The sequence below is a fragment of the uncultured Maricaulis sp. genome (genome assembly GCF_947259345.1).
GTDB lineage: Bacteria > Pseudomonadota > Alphaproteobacteria > Caulobacterales > Maricaulaceae > Maricaulis.
On record NZ_CAMYLS010000001.1, the window covers coordinates 93225 to 108019 of the forward strand.

Genomic DNA, 14795 nt, shown 5'->3' on the forward strand with positions numbered 1-14795 from the left:
CGCGCGCTCTTTGACGGCTGACGCCTATTTCAATCCTTGCCTTTGCACCGGCGCAAGCCATCTATGCGAGCAGGAGATTGCCATGCGCCGCGCCAGTTTTTTGATCCTGATTCTTGTTGCCTTCGTGGCAATGACCGCCATCGTCGCCTTTCGGACCCTGATGCCGTCAGGCGAAGCCGAGATGGGGCGCGGGTCTCGCGTCCTGCCGGTGGCCGTCGCGACCGTGCCCAGTGTCGAGTTTGCCGATGTGGTGGAAGCGCTCGGAACCGCGCGTGCCAATGAGACGGTGACCATAACGGCCCGCGTCACCGATACGATCTCGCGTATCAATTTCGAATCCGGCCAGCGGGTCGATGCCGGAACGATCCTGGTCGAGCTCACCGATACAGAAGAGGCGGCCGGGCTCACCGAAGCGCGGACGACGCTGCGTGAAGCACGGCGTGATCTTGATCGGACGAATGATCTGATTGCCCGCGCGGTGGTGCCCCAATCGCGCCTGGACGAGGCAACGGCAGCCGTCGAGCGCGCGGCCGCCCGCGTTGCCTCCATCGAGGCCCAGCTGGCTGACCGTATTGTGCGGGCGCCTTTCGCCGGGATTGTGGGGCTCCGTGAAGTCAGCCTCGGCGGTCTGGTCCGGCCCGGTGACACGATTGCCCGCCTCGATGATACCAGCCGGATCAAGCTCGATTTCACCGTGCCCGAGCGCTTTCTGGCCGTGGTGGCCCCCGGCATGGAGATTGCTGCGCAAACCTCAGCCTACCCGGGTGAGGTCTTCTCCGGCGAAATCGCCCAGATCGACAGCCGTATTGATCCGGTAACCCGTAGTGTGATCATTCGCGCTGAAATCGAGAATCTTGATGGGCGACTCCTGCCCGGCCAGCTCATGACCGTGGAGGTCCGCCGCGATATTCGCGATCGTCCCGCTGTGCCCGGTGCGGCCCTGACCCGTTATCTGGATCAGACCTATGTCTATGTCGTCGAAAGCAGTGACGGCGAGACGGTGGTTCGCCAACGGACGATCACCCTCGGCCGCCGCTCCGGCACCATGGTCGAGGTGCTGTCAGGGCTTGAGACGGGCGAGCAGATTATCGCGGAGGGCGTGCATCGCGTCCGTGATGGCGCTGCCGTCACGATCACGCGAGAGATGCAGCTGGGTGCCAATGGCGCAATGACCGGCATCGCTGTTTCAGGGAGCAGCGCAGCACAATGACACTTTCCGATATCGCGGTCCGGCGTCCCGTTCTGGCTTTTGTTTTTTGTGCCCTGATTGTCGTCTTCGGCGTGCTGGGCCTGCGTGGCTTGCCGCTGCGCGAATTGCCGGATGTCGATCGTCCCGTTGTGTCGGTTTCCGCGAACTATCCCGGCGCCAACGCCGAAGTGGTCGAGAACCGCGTCACCCAGCTGATCGAAGACCAGCTGTCCGGCATTGATGGTGTCGAGACGATCACCTCGTCCTCGCGCGACAGCTCTTCGCGGGTCACAATCACCTTCTCGCTGGATCGCAATATCGAAGCCGCGGCCAATGATGTCCGGGACTCGGTATCGCGCATTATCGACCGACTTCCCCAAGACGTCGAACAGGTCGAGGTGCGCAAGCAGGATAGCGATGCACGCCCCTTCATCTGGTATAATCTGCTCTCCGACCGGATGACATCCGAGGAGTTGTCGGACTACGCCGAACGGACCTTGCTCGACCGCTTCTCGGTGATTGATGGCGTCGCCCAGGTGCGTATCGGCGGTCAGCGTCGCTACTCGATGCGTATCTGGCTCGACCCCCAGGCCATGGCGGCGCGCGGGGTGACGGTCGCGGATATCGACGGCGCGCTGCGAACCCAGAATGTCGAGGTCCCGGGCGGGTCGGTCGAAACGCCGGACACCCAGATTGTTGTGCGCGTCGAGCGCCTCTTCGCTGACCCGGACTCTTTCGCCCGCCTCCCCATTGCCCGTACAGGCGAGGGGCATGTTGTGCGGCTGGCCGAGGTCGCAGACGTGGAGTTGGCGGCCGAAGAGCCGCGCACACTGTTCCGCGGCAATGGGCAGAACATGATCGGACTGGGCTTTGTGCGCCAGAGCCAGGCCAATTCGGTTGAAGTGGCTGATCTGATTGCGGCTGAGGCTGACCGCATCCGGCTCAACTTGCCTGAAGGCATGGAGATGATCTCCGCCTCGGACGATACGGTCTTTATCGAGGAGTCGATCAAGGAGGTCTGGCGCACCCTGGCGATCGCCGCGACCCTTGTGGTGCTCGTGATCTATCTCTTTCTCGGCAGCTTCCGCGCCGCCATCATCCCCGCTGCGGTGGTCCCGGTCTGTCTGATCGGTGTGTTTGCGGTCCTTTCGGTCGCGGGTTTCTCGATCAATATCCTGACTTTGCTGGCTCTGGTCCTGGCGATCGGCCTTGTCGTCGACGACTCCATCGTGGTGCTGGAAAACATCCAGCGCCGGGTCGATATGGGCGAACCGCCGGCATTGGCGTCGCTTCGCGGCGGGCGACAGGTTTTCTTCGCGGTGATTGCCACAACCGCGGTTCTTGTTGCGGTCTTCGTGCCGCTTGTCTTTCTGCCGGGCTTCATCGGCCGCATCTTTACCGAGCTGGCCCTGACCATTGCCGGTGCGGTCGTGCTGTCCAGCTTCGTCGCGCTGACGCTCTCGCCGATGATGGCGTCCAAGCTCTTGAAGCCCAGCCGCGAAGCCAAAGGCCTAGCCAGATGGGTCAATCTCCTGGTCGAGAAAGCCCGACGCGCTTACCGGGATAGTCTCGAGATCGCGCTGAAGATGCCAATCATCATCGTGCCGATGGTGGTGGTCGCCATGGGCGGCTCAGCCTTCCTGCTCGACCGCCTGCCGGCCGAGCTGACACCGCCGGAAGATCGCGGTTCCTTCTTCGGCCGCTTCGCCGGACCGGAAGGGGCGAGCTTTGACTACATGTCGGCGCAGGCCGACCAGGTTGAGGCGATCGCCATGGAGTATGTGAACGCCGGCGAGTTGAACCGGGTTCTGGTGATCTCGCCGGGCTGGGGTGGCAGCGGGTTCAATTCCGGCTTCGTGATCGGGACCATGGCCGATTGGGACGAGCGTCGCCCGGGCAGCGAGATCATGCGCGAGATCAATGGTCGCCTGGGGCAGCTGACCGGGATCCAGGCGTTTGCCTCAATGCGTTCCTCACTCGGCGGTGGCGGCGGCGGTGACGATGTCCAATTCGTCCTGCAGGGCCCCGACTATGGCAGTCTCGACCGGCAGGCAGAGCGTTTGCTGGCGGCCATCCAGGAGGGCAATCCGGGCCTGTTGCGCGCTCGCAAGAATTACGAGCCGACCAGCCCGCGCCTGATCGTCGATATCGACCGCGAACGGGCCGCTGATCTGGGCGTTTCGGTCTCCGAGATCGGTCAGACCCTCCAGACCCATCTCGGCTCGCGCCGGGTCGGCCAATTCATCGATCGCGGTGAAGCCTATAATGTCATCATGGAGAACCGCCGCGAAGCCCGCTCCAGCGCCCAGGATCTGGAAACGCTCTATGTCTCCGGTCGCAGCGGTGAGCTGATCCCGCTCTCCAATCTGGTCTCCTTGAGTGAGGTCGGCGAAGCGTCTTCCCGCAATCGGGTCGACCGGCAGCGCTCGATAACCATCTCTGCCACGCTCGCTGAAGGCTATACGCTCGGTGAAGCGGTTGGCTGGCTCGATGGCTGGGCCCAGCGCGACCTGCCGCCGGAAATGAGCACGACCTATCTGGGTGGAGCGAAGGAATTCCTGGACGCAAATTCGGCCGTTCTTTTTGCTTTCGGCATGGCGTTGCTGATCGTCTTCCTGGTTCTGGCTGCCCAGTTCGAGAGCCTGATCCAGCCGCTTGTGATCATGCTGACAGTGCCGCTCGCCGTGGCCGGCGGCCTGTTCGGGCTCGAACTGGTCGGGTCCAGTTTGAACATCTATTCGCAGATCGGTCTGGTTATCCTGATTGGACTGGCGGCAAAGAATGGCATCCTCATTGTCGAGTTCGCCAATCAGCTGCGCGAGACGGGTCGCGATTTGCGGACGGCCACGCTGGATGCGGCGGAAACCCGCTTCCGGCCAATCCTGATGACCGGCATCTCGACGGCGATCGGTGCTTTCCCGCTGGTCATCGGGACCGGACCAGGCGCGGAGAGCCGAATCACGATCGGCGTGGTGATCTTTGCCGGCGTGGCGGTGGCGACGCTCTTCACACTCTTCGTCATTCCGGTCGCCTATGGCGTACTCGGTCGCTTCACCAAGACCCCGAACTGGGTCTCGCGCCGGCTGGAAGAAGAGGCGCGCCAGCATGGCGATGATTCCGTGGAAGTGCCGGCCGAATAGCGACAGGCGTCAGACCTTGCCGCTGAAGTCCGGTGCCCGCTTCTCCAGAAAGGCCCGATAGCCTTCCTGGAAATCGTCGCTCTGGAATGAGTCCAGGAAAAGCTGCCGTGTTTCGTCCGTATCGCCGTCGACCCCGGCGCGGATCAGATGGATGACGCGTTTGATGGCGCGAGCCGACCCGGTCGAGCGCGAGAGCATAAGGTCGAGATAGGTGGCGACTTCGGCGTCCAGGCGGTCTGGCGCGAAACAGCGATTGATCAAGCCGATCTCCATGGCTTCTTCCGCATCGACAAGGCGGGCCGAGTAGAGCAGATCCTTGGCGATAGAGACGCCGACCGCGTCAATCAGCCGTTTGGTGTCATTGAGCGTATAGGCCAACCCCATCTTGGCCGGCGTGATCCCGAAGCGACCATCGGAAGCGGCAAAGCGCAGGTCGCAGGACAAGGCCAGCCCGCATCCGCCGCCCACACAGGCGCCACGGATGACCGCAAGTGTGGGCTTGGGGAAATGGGCCAGCGCATCGAGGCCGGCGGCGATGGCACGGGTCCCGGCGAGGGCTGATTCCGGGGTCGCATAGACAGTCTCGAACTCGGAGATGTCCGCGCCGGCGGTAAAGTTTTCGCCTGCACCACGCACCAGAAGGACCTTGATCCCGTCATCCGACGCGGCTTCGTCCAGCAAGTCGGGCAATGCTGCCCACATCGCCGCATTGAGGGCGTTGCGACGGGTGGGCCGGTTGAGCACAAGGGTCGCATGCCGGTCATGGCGTTCAAGATAGATCGGCGCGTCGGTCACGGAAGGCTCCGGGCTGGCAGGCTGGGACGGACACTCTGTCCCTGCCCGCCGCCCGGCGGCAAGTCGCGTGGCGGTTCCGTCTCAGTTGTCCGTGTCGCCACAGGTCCGCATGGCGTCAGTATCCGACTCCAGTCGCACCTCGCTGATGCCGATTTCGCCGCCATCCGCTGGCAGGTCGAGCGTGAAGGCCGCATTGATGGCACTCATGTCGACCCCGGCCTCCGCGAAGCAATTGAGCGACACACGGTATTCGACCCAATTGCCCTGCGCGATGCTGAGCGGGAGAGCTGCTTCGCAGGGCGCATCAGCCGCGCAGCCCATACCGATCTGCACGGTTTCCGGGGCGTTGCCGAACGCGCGCGCCAGGAAAGCCAGTTCCATGGCGCCGTTCGCCTGGCGTTCCAGATCAATGGCGTCATCTGAGGTAATGCGAAGCCCGGTGTCGGCGCTATTCCAGATGATGTGGAGGGAGTCTTCCTGCGCTGTGCGATCAGTCGCGCCGACACGAATGCCGTCGAGCTCGATGGGCAGGGTTTGCGAGGTGTCAGCCGCGCGGCCCGAGTACACGGTCATCTGCCATGGTTCGATGGCCTGGCCTCTCGAATAATAGGTCCCGTCCGGGGCCGTATCGCTAACTGACAGGCCCGACTCCTCGGACAGCGGGCCGAGCGGGTCAATATCATCAAAGCTCAGGCCATAACCCAGCGGAAAGAGCGGATCATAGTCGGCATCGCCCGGATTGAGCGGTTCGCCGACGGCGTTACCGGGCCAAGAGTAGGAAAGCCGGCCCGTGAAGTCGAAATCCGCTTGGGTCTGGAACAGCATATCAGCGATACCACCACCCTCGCTTCCCGGCAGCCAGGCAGCAACGAAGGCGTCGGAGGCGTTGATTTCCGGATTGGTCCACATGGGGCGCCCGGACAGGAAGACGCTGACGATTGGCGTGCCATCGGCACCCAGGTCTGACAGGCGCGCGGTATCAAAGCCCGTCGGCACAAAGTCGAGATGGTCACGATCGCCCTGGAATTCGGCATAGGGGTCCTCGCCATACACGGCGATGACGACATCGGCGCTGGCACCGGACTGGCCGTCCGGATCATGAATGACGGTACCGCCAGCGGCCTCGACGGTTTCGCGGATACCGTCGAGAATTGTTTGGCCGTTCGGGAATTCGGAGTTCTCGTGACCACCACCCTGCCAGGACAGGGTCCAGCCGCCGGAAGCCTTGGCGATGCTGTCGGCACCGTCGCCGACGACGAGCACTGTCAGACCGGGATCCAGCGGCAGGGTCTGGTCGGCATTCTTGAGCAGGACAAGACTTTCGCGGACGGCCTGACGGGCTATCGCACGATGTTCCGGCGCAGCCAGGATGCTGGCATCTCCGGCCAGCGGACGGGCGCTCGGGGCTGGCAGTTCGAAAATGCCGGAATTGATCTTGACGCGCAGGATGCGTCGTACCGCATCATCAAGGCGGGCTTCGCTGATCACGCCGGAGCGGACATGCGCCAGGGTGGATTGATAGAGCTCGCGCCAGCTGTCCGGCGCCATATACATGTCGAGCCCGGCATTGAAGGCCTCCGGGCAATCGGTCGATGTGCAGCCCGGGATCAGGCCATGACCATTCCAGTCACCGACCACGAAGCCCTGGAAGCCAAGCCGGTCCTTCAGCACGTCGGTCAGCAAGGCTTCATTGCCGTGCATTGGCTGGTCCCACCAGCTCGAGAAGGACGCCATGACAGTTTGAACGCCGGCCGGAATGGCGGTGAGGTAGCCTGCAGCATGAATGTCCCGCAGTTCGGCCTCGGAGATCAGGGCATCGCCCTGGTCACGGCCACGCTCGGTGCCACCATCGGCGAGATAGTGTTTGGCGCTGGAGATCACGTGGCCGGTCGACATGAAGCTCTCGGTTCCGGGGCGTCCCTGCAAGCCGTAGACAATGCGGTCGCCATAGGAGGCGACAATGGCCGGGTCTTCGGAGAAGCCTTCATAGGTGCGGCCCCAACGATCGTCCTGAGGCACGGCCAGGGTCGGCGCGAACGTCCAGTCATGACCTGAGACTGATAGTTCGAGGGCGGTGACCCGGTAGATATCTTCAATCAGGTCGGGATTCCGCATCGCACCGAGGCCGATATTGTGCGGGAAAACGACCGCACCACGCAGATTGGCGTGACCGTGGACGGCATCAATGCCCCAGATAATCGGGATCGCGACCTCAACGCCTTCCGGATCAATCGAAGCGTTGAAATAGGCGTCGGCGGCTTCCAGCCAGGTCTCGGTGTCCGCATAGGGGAGCGGGCCTGGTGCCGAATTTCCACCGCTCAGCACTGACCCGAGCCGGTATTCACGCACGTCCTCCGGCGTCACCGAACCGCTGTCGGCCTGGATGACCTGGCCGACTTTCTGCTCCAGCGTCATGACGGCCAGGATGGCGTCGATCTGTGCCTCAACTTCCGGGTCGAGCGGCGGCGGGGTGAAGCTGGGCCATAATTCCGGATGGATCACCCCGTCGGCCGCGACGTCATTCGCGGTCGCCATCTCCGTCGGCGCCGGCGAGCTTGCATCGACCTGCTCATCGGGGGCTTGGCAGGCGGCAAGCGCGAGCAGGACGGTCGCGGAGCTGGTCAGTCGGAGGGCGTGTCGGGCGTATCCGCGCATGTGAATGTCCTTGGTCCAAGCAGTGGGGATTGAGCAGGTGAGGGTGTCAGCCGGCGTCAATCGGTTGTGGTGGCGGTGGTGTCGAGCCAGGCGGCGAGCCAGAAGAAGGGCGCATTCCAGTTGATCGCGACTTCATTCAGCGCGTAGGCACGGTAATCATCGACCCAGCAGGTTTGCGGCGCACATTGGCCGCGCATTTCGCGGGCAACCGGGTCGCTCATATTGGTCGCGTTGGCGCCGCCCGAGAGGGCACCGGGCGGTGCGGGCGGAAACTCGGGATCGGCCCCGGCACCCCAGAAGCGGTGATGCGGGTATTGCAGCGGCCGGGCGCCATATCCGCCGACATAGGATTGGTCGAGCGCATTGCGGCCAAGCAGATAATCCATCGCGTCGATGGCGCCTTGGCGGTAGGACGGATTGCCGGTGAGGTCGTGGGCGATGGCCAGAACAAGGCCGCGATTGGCAAGATTGCCGTTCGACCCCCAGACATACTGGTCGGCACTCATCGGCACCGCATATCCTTCCGCGTCCCGGTCCAGGAGATACTGGTCCGCGGTGGCGAGGATCTGTCGGCGCGCGCTGTCGACGAGCGCGGCCGGGAGACCGGCCTCGTTTTGCAGGATCGTGATCGCCGGCAGGAGGTGGACGGCGGGCCAGGCGATAGTCGCACCGCGCACTTGCAGGATCGGAGCTTCCTCCGGTGTTGGTGCGCCGGCCTGCAGATCGGTGAGGAATTCATCTTCGCCGGTGGTCAGATAGAGTTCGGTCGCGGCCCAGGCGAATTCGTCTTCCAGATTGAAATCGCCATAGGCACCACCGCCGCCGAAATTGCCATAGGCATAGATTTCAGGGTGCCGGCGGGCGGCAGCATAGGCGCGCCGGGCGGCCTCCAGACTGCGCGCAGCAAAAGCCGGATCGAGCGTCTCCCATAGACGCGCCGCCTGGGCGGCGGAGGCCGCCAGATTGAGACTGGCAGCAGTTGAGGGCGGCAGGAGAAAGCGCTCTTCGCTGGCATCTGACGGCAGGATCGGCAGTGGGAGCCACTGGCGCTCATGGACTTTGTGATGGGCCAGTCCACCGGCATCAATCTCGGTCAGCTCAAGCGGCTCGCGCCCATTCTGACGGCCAAGCGGGACAGACAGGTGGGCGCCTTCCGGCACTTGCATGGCGAGCATGAATTCAAGCTGCCAGCGCGCCTCGTCGAGGATGTCGGAGACATGATTGCCGTTCTCCGGCATGGGCGCGCGACCATCGCTCCAGATGGCGCGGACCGCGTCTGGCTGGTGAGCCAGCCGCTCGACGAAATTCTGCAGTGTCCAGACCGCAATCCCGCCATTGACCACGTATTTCCCGTAATCGCCGGCATCGGCCCAGCCGCCGGTCACATCGAGCCGATAATCGCAGCCCGGCCAGGTATTGCCCGCCTCGTCCGTCCCGTGAAAACAGGTCGGTTGGCTGTTCGGGAAGCCTGCATCCCGGACCCAGGCCCTCCCCTGGATAAAGTCCGCTTCGATCGGCGTGCCCAGACGGTTGTGGTAGAAATAGGTGAGGGCATCGACGCTGAGCTGGTCGAAGGGGCGCGCGCTGACTGTGAAGGGGTGGCTGGTTTCACCGCAGGCTTGCAGCCGGTAGGCCTCGCCGGGTGTGTCCAGGGCACTCAGATCGATGCGGTGAACCGCGTCCCCGGAGCTGGCATTGGCACTGAAGACCGTGCTTTCACCGGTGAGCCTGATTTGATCGTCCGCGTCGAGAATCTGCCAGCTGACGGGGCTATTGATGGCGGCGCGAAGAATGGCTGTCTTGGCGCTTGCGGTCTCGAAACCGACCTGGTTCAGGCGCAAGGCAGGCGCATCATCGGGAAAGGCTGGTTCAACCCGGCACGCCTCGGCTATTGCCGCACTGTTCGCCATCAAGACGAAGGCCGCCGCATTTGCCGCGAAGCTCAAGTGCCTGGCTATATTGCGCTTGTTTTCCAATGTATTCCCCGGTTCGACCCGCGTCTGGATTGGGCCGCGCTCGCTGCTGGCTGCGGGACTTGCCCGTTCCCAGCCCCTCCCGAGCCGCGCTTGACAGACTGCGATCTTGGCGTGAAATTGTCAGCAATTGACAACGCTGTCAACGGCGCGTCACGGGGAGGCCAATCATGCGAATTCAGGTCATCGAAAGAGCGTGCACAGGCTTTCCGGTTCCGGCGACAGCAGGTCGATTGGGCCGTTCACTCTTCGGCTTCTCATCCCTCTGAATGACTGGCCGGGGCCTGGTGACGAGGCCCCGGTATTTTTCGGCCAATTGCTAGGACTGTTCATGACATTGCGTATTCCCGTGCTCGCCGTTTCGGCCGTACTTGCCGCTTGCCAGCCGACCGGTGGTTCGTCGGAAACCGTCACTCAAACGGACGCCGGTGTAACCGCGCCTGCAGCCGCCGTCTCGCCCAGGGTTCAAGCCCTGGTGTCGCAAATGACTTTGGCGGAGAAGCTCGGTCAATTGCACCAGGCTGCGGGCGGTCGCTCGCGAAATCTCAACTCACGCCTCACACCCGACGAGCTTGATCGGGTACGTCGGGGCGAGATCGGTTCCTACCTGCATGTCGCCGGCGCCGCGCCCTTGGGCGAGCTGCAGCAGGTTGCCGTCGAGGAGAGCCGTCTGGGCATCCCGCTCCTCTTTGCGATGGATGTGGTTCACGGCTATCGCACCATTTTTCCGGTCCCGATCGCCATGGCCAGCACCTGGGACCCCGCTGACCTGGAAAGCGCCAGCCGGATCGCGGCCGCAGAGGCCAGCTCCGCAGGTCTGCACTGGACCTTCGCGCCGATGATCGACATTGCCCGCGATCCGCGATGGGGCCGGATCGTCGAGGGGGCGGGCAGTGATCCCTATCTGGGCGCCCGCATGGCGGTGGCCCAGATTGAGGGGTTCCAGTCCGAGGACCTCGCTGCTGGCGACACGCTGATGGCGACGGCCAAGCATTTTGGCGCTTATGGCGCGCCGATCGGCGGTCGCGATTACGGGACTGCCGACATATCCGAGCGCTCGCTGCACGAAACCTATCTGCCACCTTTTTATGCGGCCAGTGAGGCCGGTGCCGCGTCGATGATGACGGCCTTCAACGATATCGCCGGCGTGCCAAGCACGTCGAACGAGCACCTGATTGACGGTGTCCTGCGCGGCGAATGGGGCTTTGACGGGCTCATTGTGAGCGACTGGAATGCCATTGCCGAGCTGATGAATCACGGCGTCGCTGACACCCGGGCCGACGCGGGTGCGCTGGCCTTGCGGGCCGGGGTCGATATGGACATGACCAGCGATGTGTTCGCGCAGGACCTCGCCGCCGCGATCGAAGCCGATCCGGCCCTGATGGCGGATCTCGACCGGGCGGTCATGCATGTGCTGACAGCCAAGGAGCGCCTTGGCCTGTTCGACGACCCGATGGCTTATCACGATCCCGAACGGGAAGCCTCAGCCATGCTGACTGAAGCGGCTCGCGCCGAAGCCCGGCGCATTGCCGCGCGCAGTATTGTCATGCTGGAAAACCGTGACGGAACGCTTCCCCTTGCGGCGGAAACCGGTCGTATTGCGGTGATTGGCGGGTTGGCCGAGGACGCGTCCACGCAATTGGGGTCCTGGCGCGCCCGCGGAACACCGGAGACGGTGACCGGCTTGTTGCAGGGTTTGCGTGAAGGCGCCCCGGCGGGGGTGGAAATCACCTATGAAGCCGGGGTCTCTCCCACGAGCGATGACCTGTCCGGCATCCCGGCAGCGATCGCCGCTGCCGAGACGGCTGATCATGTGATCCTGGTCGTGGGCGAGGATTATGACCTGTCCGGTGAAGCGCGATCGCGCTCCAGCCTGTACATGCCAGACAGTCAGCGTGCCCTGGCGCGCGCCGTACTCGACACCGGTCGCCCGGTCACCGTCGTCCTGGTCAGCGGCCGTCCGCTCGCCATCCCGGACATCGCCGAGCAAGCCGATGCGGTGCTGGCCAGCTGGATGCTGGGCGTAGAGGCCGGACCGGCGCTTGCCGATATCATCTTCGGCCGCGTTTCACCGGCCGGCCGTTTGCCCGTTTCCTTCCCACGCACGACGGGGCAGGCGCCGTTCACCTATTCAGAGCATCCCGGAGGCCGTCCGGCGGACCCGGACCTGTCGCGTGACAGCAATCGTTTCCATGATCTGCCGATCACGCCGCTTTATGCCTTCGGCCACGGGCTGAGCTATTCGCAATTCGAATATGGCGCGATCCGTCTCGACGCCGCCCGTGTTGCGCCCGGCGATCTCATTCGCCTCACCGTCCCGGTCACGAATACCGGCAATCGGGCGGCGGACGAGGTGGTGCAGCTCTACATGCGTGACCCGGTCGCTTCGGTTGCGCGACCGCGTCTGGAATTACGCGGTTTTGCACGCATTGCGCTGGAGGCGGGAGAGACCCGCTCAGTCACGTTCATTCTCGACCCAGCCCAGTTCGCGGTGTTCCAGGCGCCGGGCGACTGGCGGATCGAAGCCGGCGCGATCACCCTGCATGTCGGGGCCTCGTCGGCAGATCTGCGCCAGAGCGCGGAGCTTACAGTGAGTGAGGCGGGACGATCCTCCCGTCCGGCGGCTGCGATCGCCAGTCGGGTCGAGGTGGAATGATGGCAACGCGACGTACCCTCCTGGCCGGCGGCGGTGCCAGCCTGTTGCTGGCTGCCTGCCAACGCACGTCGGCCGAGTCCGGCCCGGCGCCAGTCGTTCAGGTCGAGCGCCGCGACCCGCGTCTGGACACGCTCATTCGACCGGGCACGGACGCCCGGATAATCGGGACCGGATATCAATGGGCTGAAGGCCCGGCCTGGGACCGGCAGCGCCACTGCCTCTACTTTACCGACGTTCCGGCCAACCGGGCCTATCGATGGCGGCCCGGTCATGAGGTCGAAGTCTGGCTCGACCCGTCGGGCATTCCGGCTGATCAAGCCGAGGGGTTTCGCGAACCGGGGGCAAACGGGTTGTGGATGCGCGAGGATGGCAACTTGCTCGCCTGTGTCCACGGCAGCCGGGCCCTGGAAATACTCGACCCGGACAGCCTGTCGCGAACGCGGCTGGTGAGCGAGTTCCAGGGGCAGCGTTTCAACTCGCCCAATGATCTGGTCGAGGCGGCGGACGGCAGTATCTATTTCACCGATCCGCCCTACGGCCTTGAAGGGCTGGACGCGTCTCCGCTCAAGGAAATGGTGGTCAATGGCGTTTATCGCCGCGCTCCGGATGGGCAGGTAGAGCGGCTCATCTCGGATATGAGCTTTCCGAACGGGATCGCGCTGTCGCCCGACGAACGTCGTCTCTATGTGGCCCAGTCGGACCCACAATCGCCTGTCATACGATGCCTCGATCTGGATCCCGATGGCCATGTCATCGGCGATCAGCGCTTCTACGATGCGTCGGGTCTGGATGGCCCGGGGCTGCCGGACGGCATGGCGGTCGATGATCGGGGCCATGTCTTTGCAACCGGGCCGGGCGGGGTCCTCGTCCTGGCACCGGACGGGACCTTGCTGGGCCGGGTATTGACCGGTCGCGGTACAGCGAACTGCGCTTTTGGTGAAGATGGTCGCACGCTTTTCCTGACCGCGCAGGACCGGCTCCTGCGTCTCGAAACCCTCAGCCGGGGTGTGCAATGGATGTAGGCGGCTGGCTGACCGAATACCGGCCGCTCCTGGCCACGCTGGTCGCGATTGCGGCATTGCTGGCGCTGATCCTTCGGGCGCGCATGCCCGCCTTTGCAGCCCTCATCCTGGTCAGCGCACTCGCCGCGCTCGCGGCCGGGATGGCACCGTCAGACGCGTTCGACACGCTGACGCGTGGCATGGGCGGGACGCTGGGCTTCGTGGCTGTGGTGATCGGGCTCGGTGCACTTTTCGGGGTCATACTTGAGCGATCGGGCGGACTGGAGAGCCTGGCCCAACGGCTCCTCACAGGGCGGCAGGCGGGCGCTGGGCGATGGCTGATGGGCGGGCTCGGTCTGCTCGCGTCGATTCCGGTCTTCTTTGATGTCGCCCTGATCATTCTGGCGCCGCTGGTCTTCGCCTTCGCCCGCCGGACCGGCCGACCGGTGCTCAGCTTCGGCCTGCCCCTGGTCTGCGGGCTGGCCGTCGCGCACAGCTTCATTCCGCCCACGCCCGGCCCGATCGCCGTGGCCGAGATCCTCGGCGCTGATCTGGGCCTGGTCATTCTGTTCGGAATCCTCGCCGGATTGCCCGCGCTGGCCATGGCCGGCCCGCTCTTCGCGGGTTGGCTGGACCGCACCGGGCGGCTGCCCATCGGTGCAATAGCCGGTGAGGCAGGAACCCCGACCGAGCGACCCGCCAATGCCGGTCTGACGGCGGCACTGATCAGTCTTCCCCTGGCGCTCATTCTGGCCGGCACGCTGGCGTCTCGCTTTGATCTCCCGCCCGCGCTCGGATATTCGCTGGCCGTGATCGGGCATCCTTTCATGGCATTGCTGCTGGCTTGCGGCATGACCTGGCTCGTCTTCCGGCCGACGAATGACGCGCAGCGCCGCAATTTATCGGACGGGATTGCCAGGGCCCTGGAGCCGACCGGAGCTGTTATCCTGGTGACCGGAGCCGGAGGCGCGTTCAAACAAGTGCTCGTTGATACGGGCGCCGGCGCGCAGCTGGCCGATGGTGCAATGGCGCTGGGGTTGGTGCCGCTGGTCGCCGGATTTGTTCTGGCGCTTCTGGTTCGCGTTGCGCAGGGCAGTGCGACGGTTGCCATGATCACCGCTGCCGGTCTGACCGCCCCGCTCGCGGACGCGGCCGGCCTCGCGCCGACACAATTGGCACTCTGCGTGATTGCCATCGCTGCCGGCGCGACCGCGCTCTCGCACGTCAATGACAGCGGATTCTGGCTGGTCAGCCGCATTTTCGGGCTCGATGTCCGGCAGACGCTTGCGAGCTGGACCGTCGCCACGCTGATCATCGGACTTGCGGGATTCGCCGCGGCGCTCATCCTGTCACTACTGGTCTGACAGTGACCGGAAGGCGAGGGGT

8 protein-coding genes are annotated in these 14795 nt (G+C 64.3%); 5 read left to right on the top strand and 3 right to left on the bottom strand.

All coding sequences use genetic code 11. The annotated features are described in order from the left end of the window. Positions 1 to 82 precede the first annotated feature (82 nt). The gene (locus tag Q0X62_RS00370) at positions 83 to 1210 is read left to right on the top strand and encodes an efflux RND transporter periplasmic adaptor subunit (protein ID WP_297730408.1); all 1128 of its coding nucleotides are present in this window, start codon (positions 83 to 85) and stop codon (positions 1208 to 1210) included. After that, positions 1207 to 4329 carry an efflux RND transporter permease subunit gene (locus Q0X62_RS00375; RefSeq protein ID WP_297730410.1) on the top strand — a complete coding sequence of 1041 codons (3123 nt, stop codon included), beginning with the start codon at positions 1207 to 1209 and terminating at the stop codon, positions 4327 to 4329. Before Q0X62_RS00370 ends, Q0X62_RS00375 begins: the two co-directional genes overlap by 4 nt. Before the next feature lie 9 nt (positions 4330 to 4338). On the opposite strand, the gene Q0X62_RS00380 is transcribed toward Q0X62_RS00375, so the two are convergent. From Q0X62_RS00380 to Q0X62_RS00390, 3 genes are all read right to left on the bottom strand, one after another. Continuing rightward, complete coding sequence (locus Q0X62_RS00380) at positions 4339 to 5124, bottom strand: enoyl-CoA hydratase-related protein (protein ID WP_297730412.1); 786 nt, start codon at positions 5122 to 5124, stop codon at positions 4339 to 4341. Between the two features lie 81 nt (positions 5125 to 5205). Next, positions 5206 to 7779, bottom strand: coding sequence for a glycoside hydrolase family 3 protein (locus tag Q0X62_RS00385; RefSeq protein ID WP_297730414.1), 2574 nt, complete (start codon positions 7777 to 7779; stop codon positions 5206 to 5208). Between the two features lie 56 nt (positions 7780 to 7835). Further along, on the bottom strand, positions 7836 to 9725 hold the full coding sequence (locus Q0X62_RS00390) for a glycoside hydrolase family 9 protein (RefSeq protein ID WP_297730416.1): 1890 nt from the start codon (positions 9723 to 9725) through the stop codon (positions 7836 to 7838). A gap of 358 nt (positions 9726 to 10083) precedes the next feature. Between Q0X62_RS00390 and Q0X62_RS00395 the strand changes: the two genes are divergently transcribed. The 3 genes from Q0X62_RS00395 to Q0X62_RS00405 are packed head-to-tail and all read left to right on the top strand — an operon-like array spanning position 10084 to position 14773. After that, positions 10084 to 12408: a glycoside hydrolase family 3 N-terminal domain-containing protein gene (locus Q0X62_RS00395; protein ID WP_297730418.1), complete on the top strand. Its 2325-nt coding sequence runs from the start codon at positions 10084 to 10086 to the stop codon at positions 12406 to 12408. Continuing rightward, the gene (locus Q0X62_RS00400) at positions 12408 to 13430 is read left to right on the top strand and encodes an SMP-30/gluconolactonase/LRE family protein (RefSeq protein WP_297730420.1); all 1023 of its coding nucleotides are present in this window, start codon (positions 12408 to 12410) and stop codon (positions 13428 to 13430) included. Before Q0X62_RS00395 ends, Q0X62_RS00400 begins: the two co-directional genes overlap by 1 nt. After that, entirely contained in the window at positions 13421 to 14773 is a 1353-nt protein-coding gene (locus Q0X62_RS00405) for a gluconate:H+ symporter (RefSeq protein ID WP_297730422.1), read from the top strand. Before Q0X62_RS00400 ends, Q0X62_RS00405 begins: the two co-directional genes overlap by 10 nt. Positions 14774 to 14795: the final 22 nt, after the last annotated feature.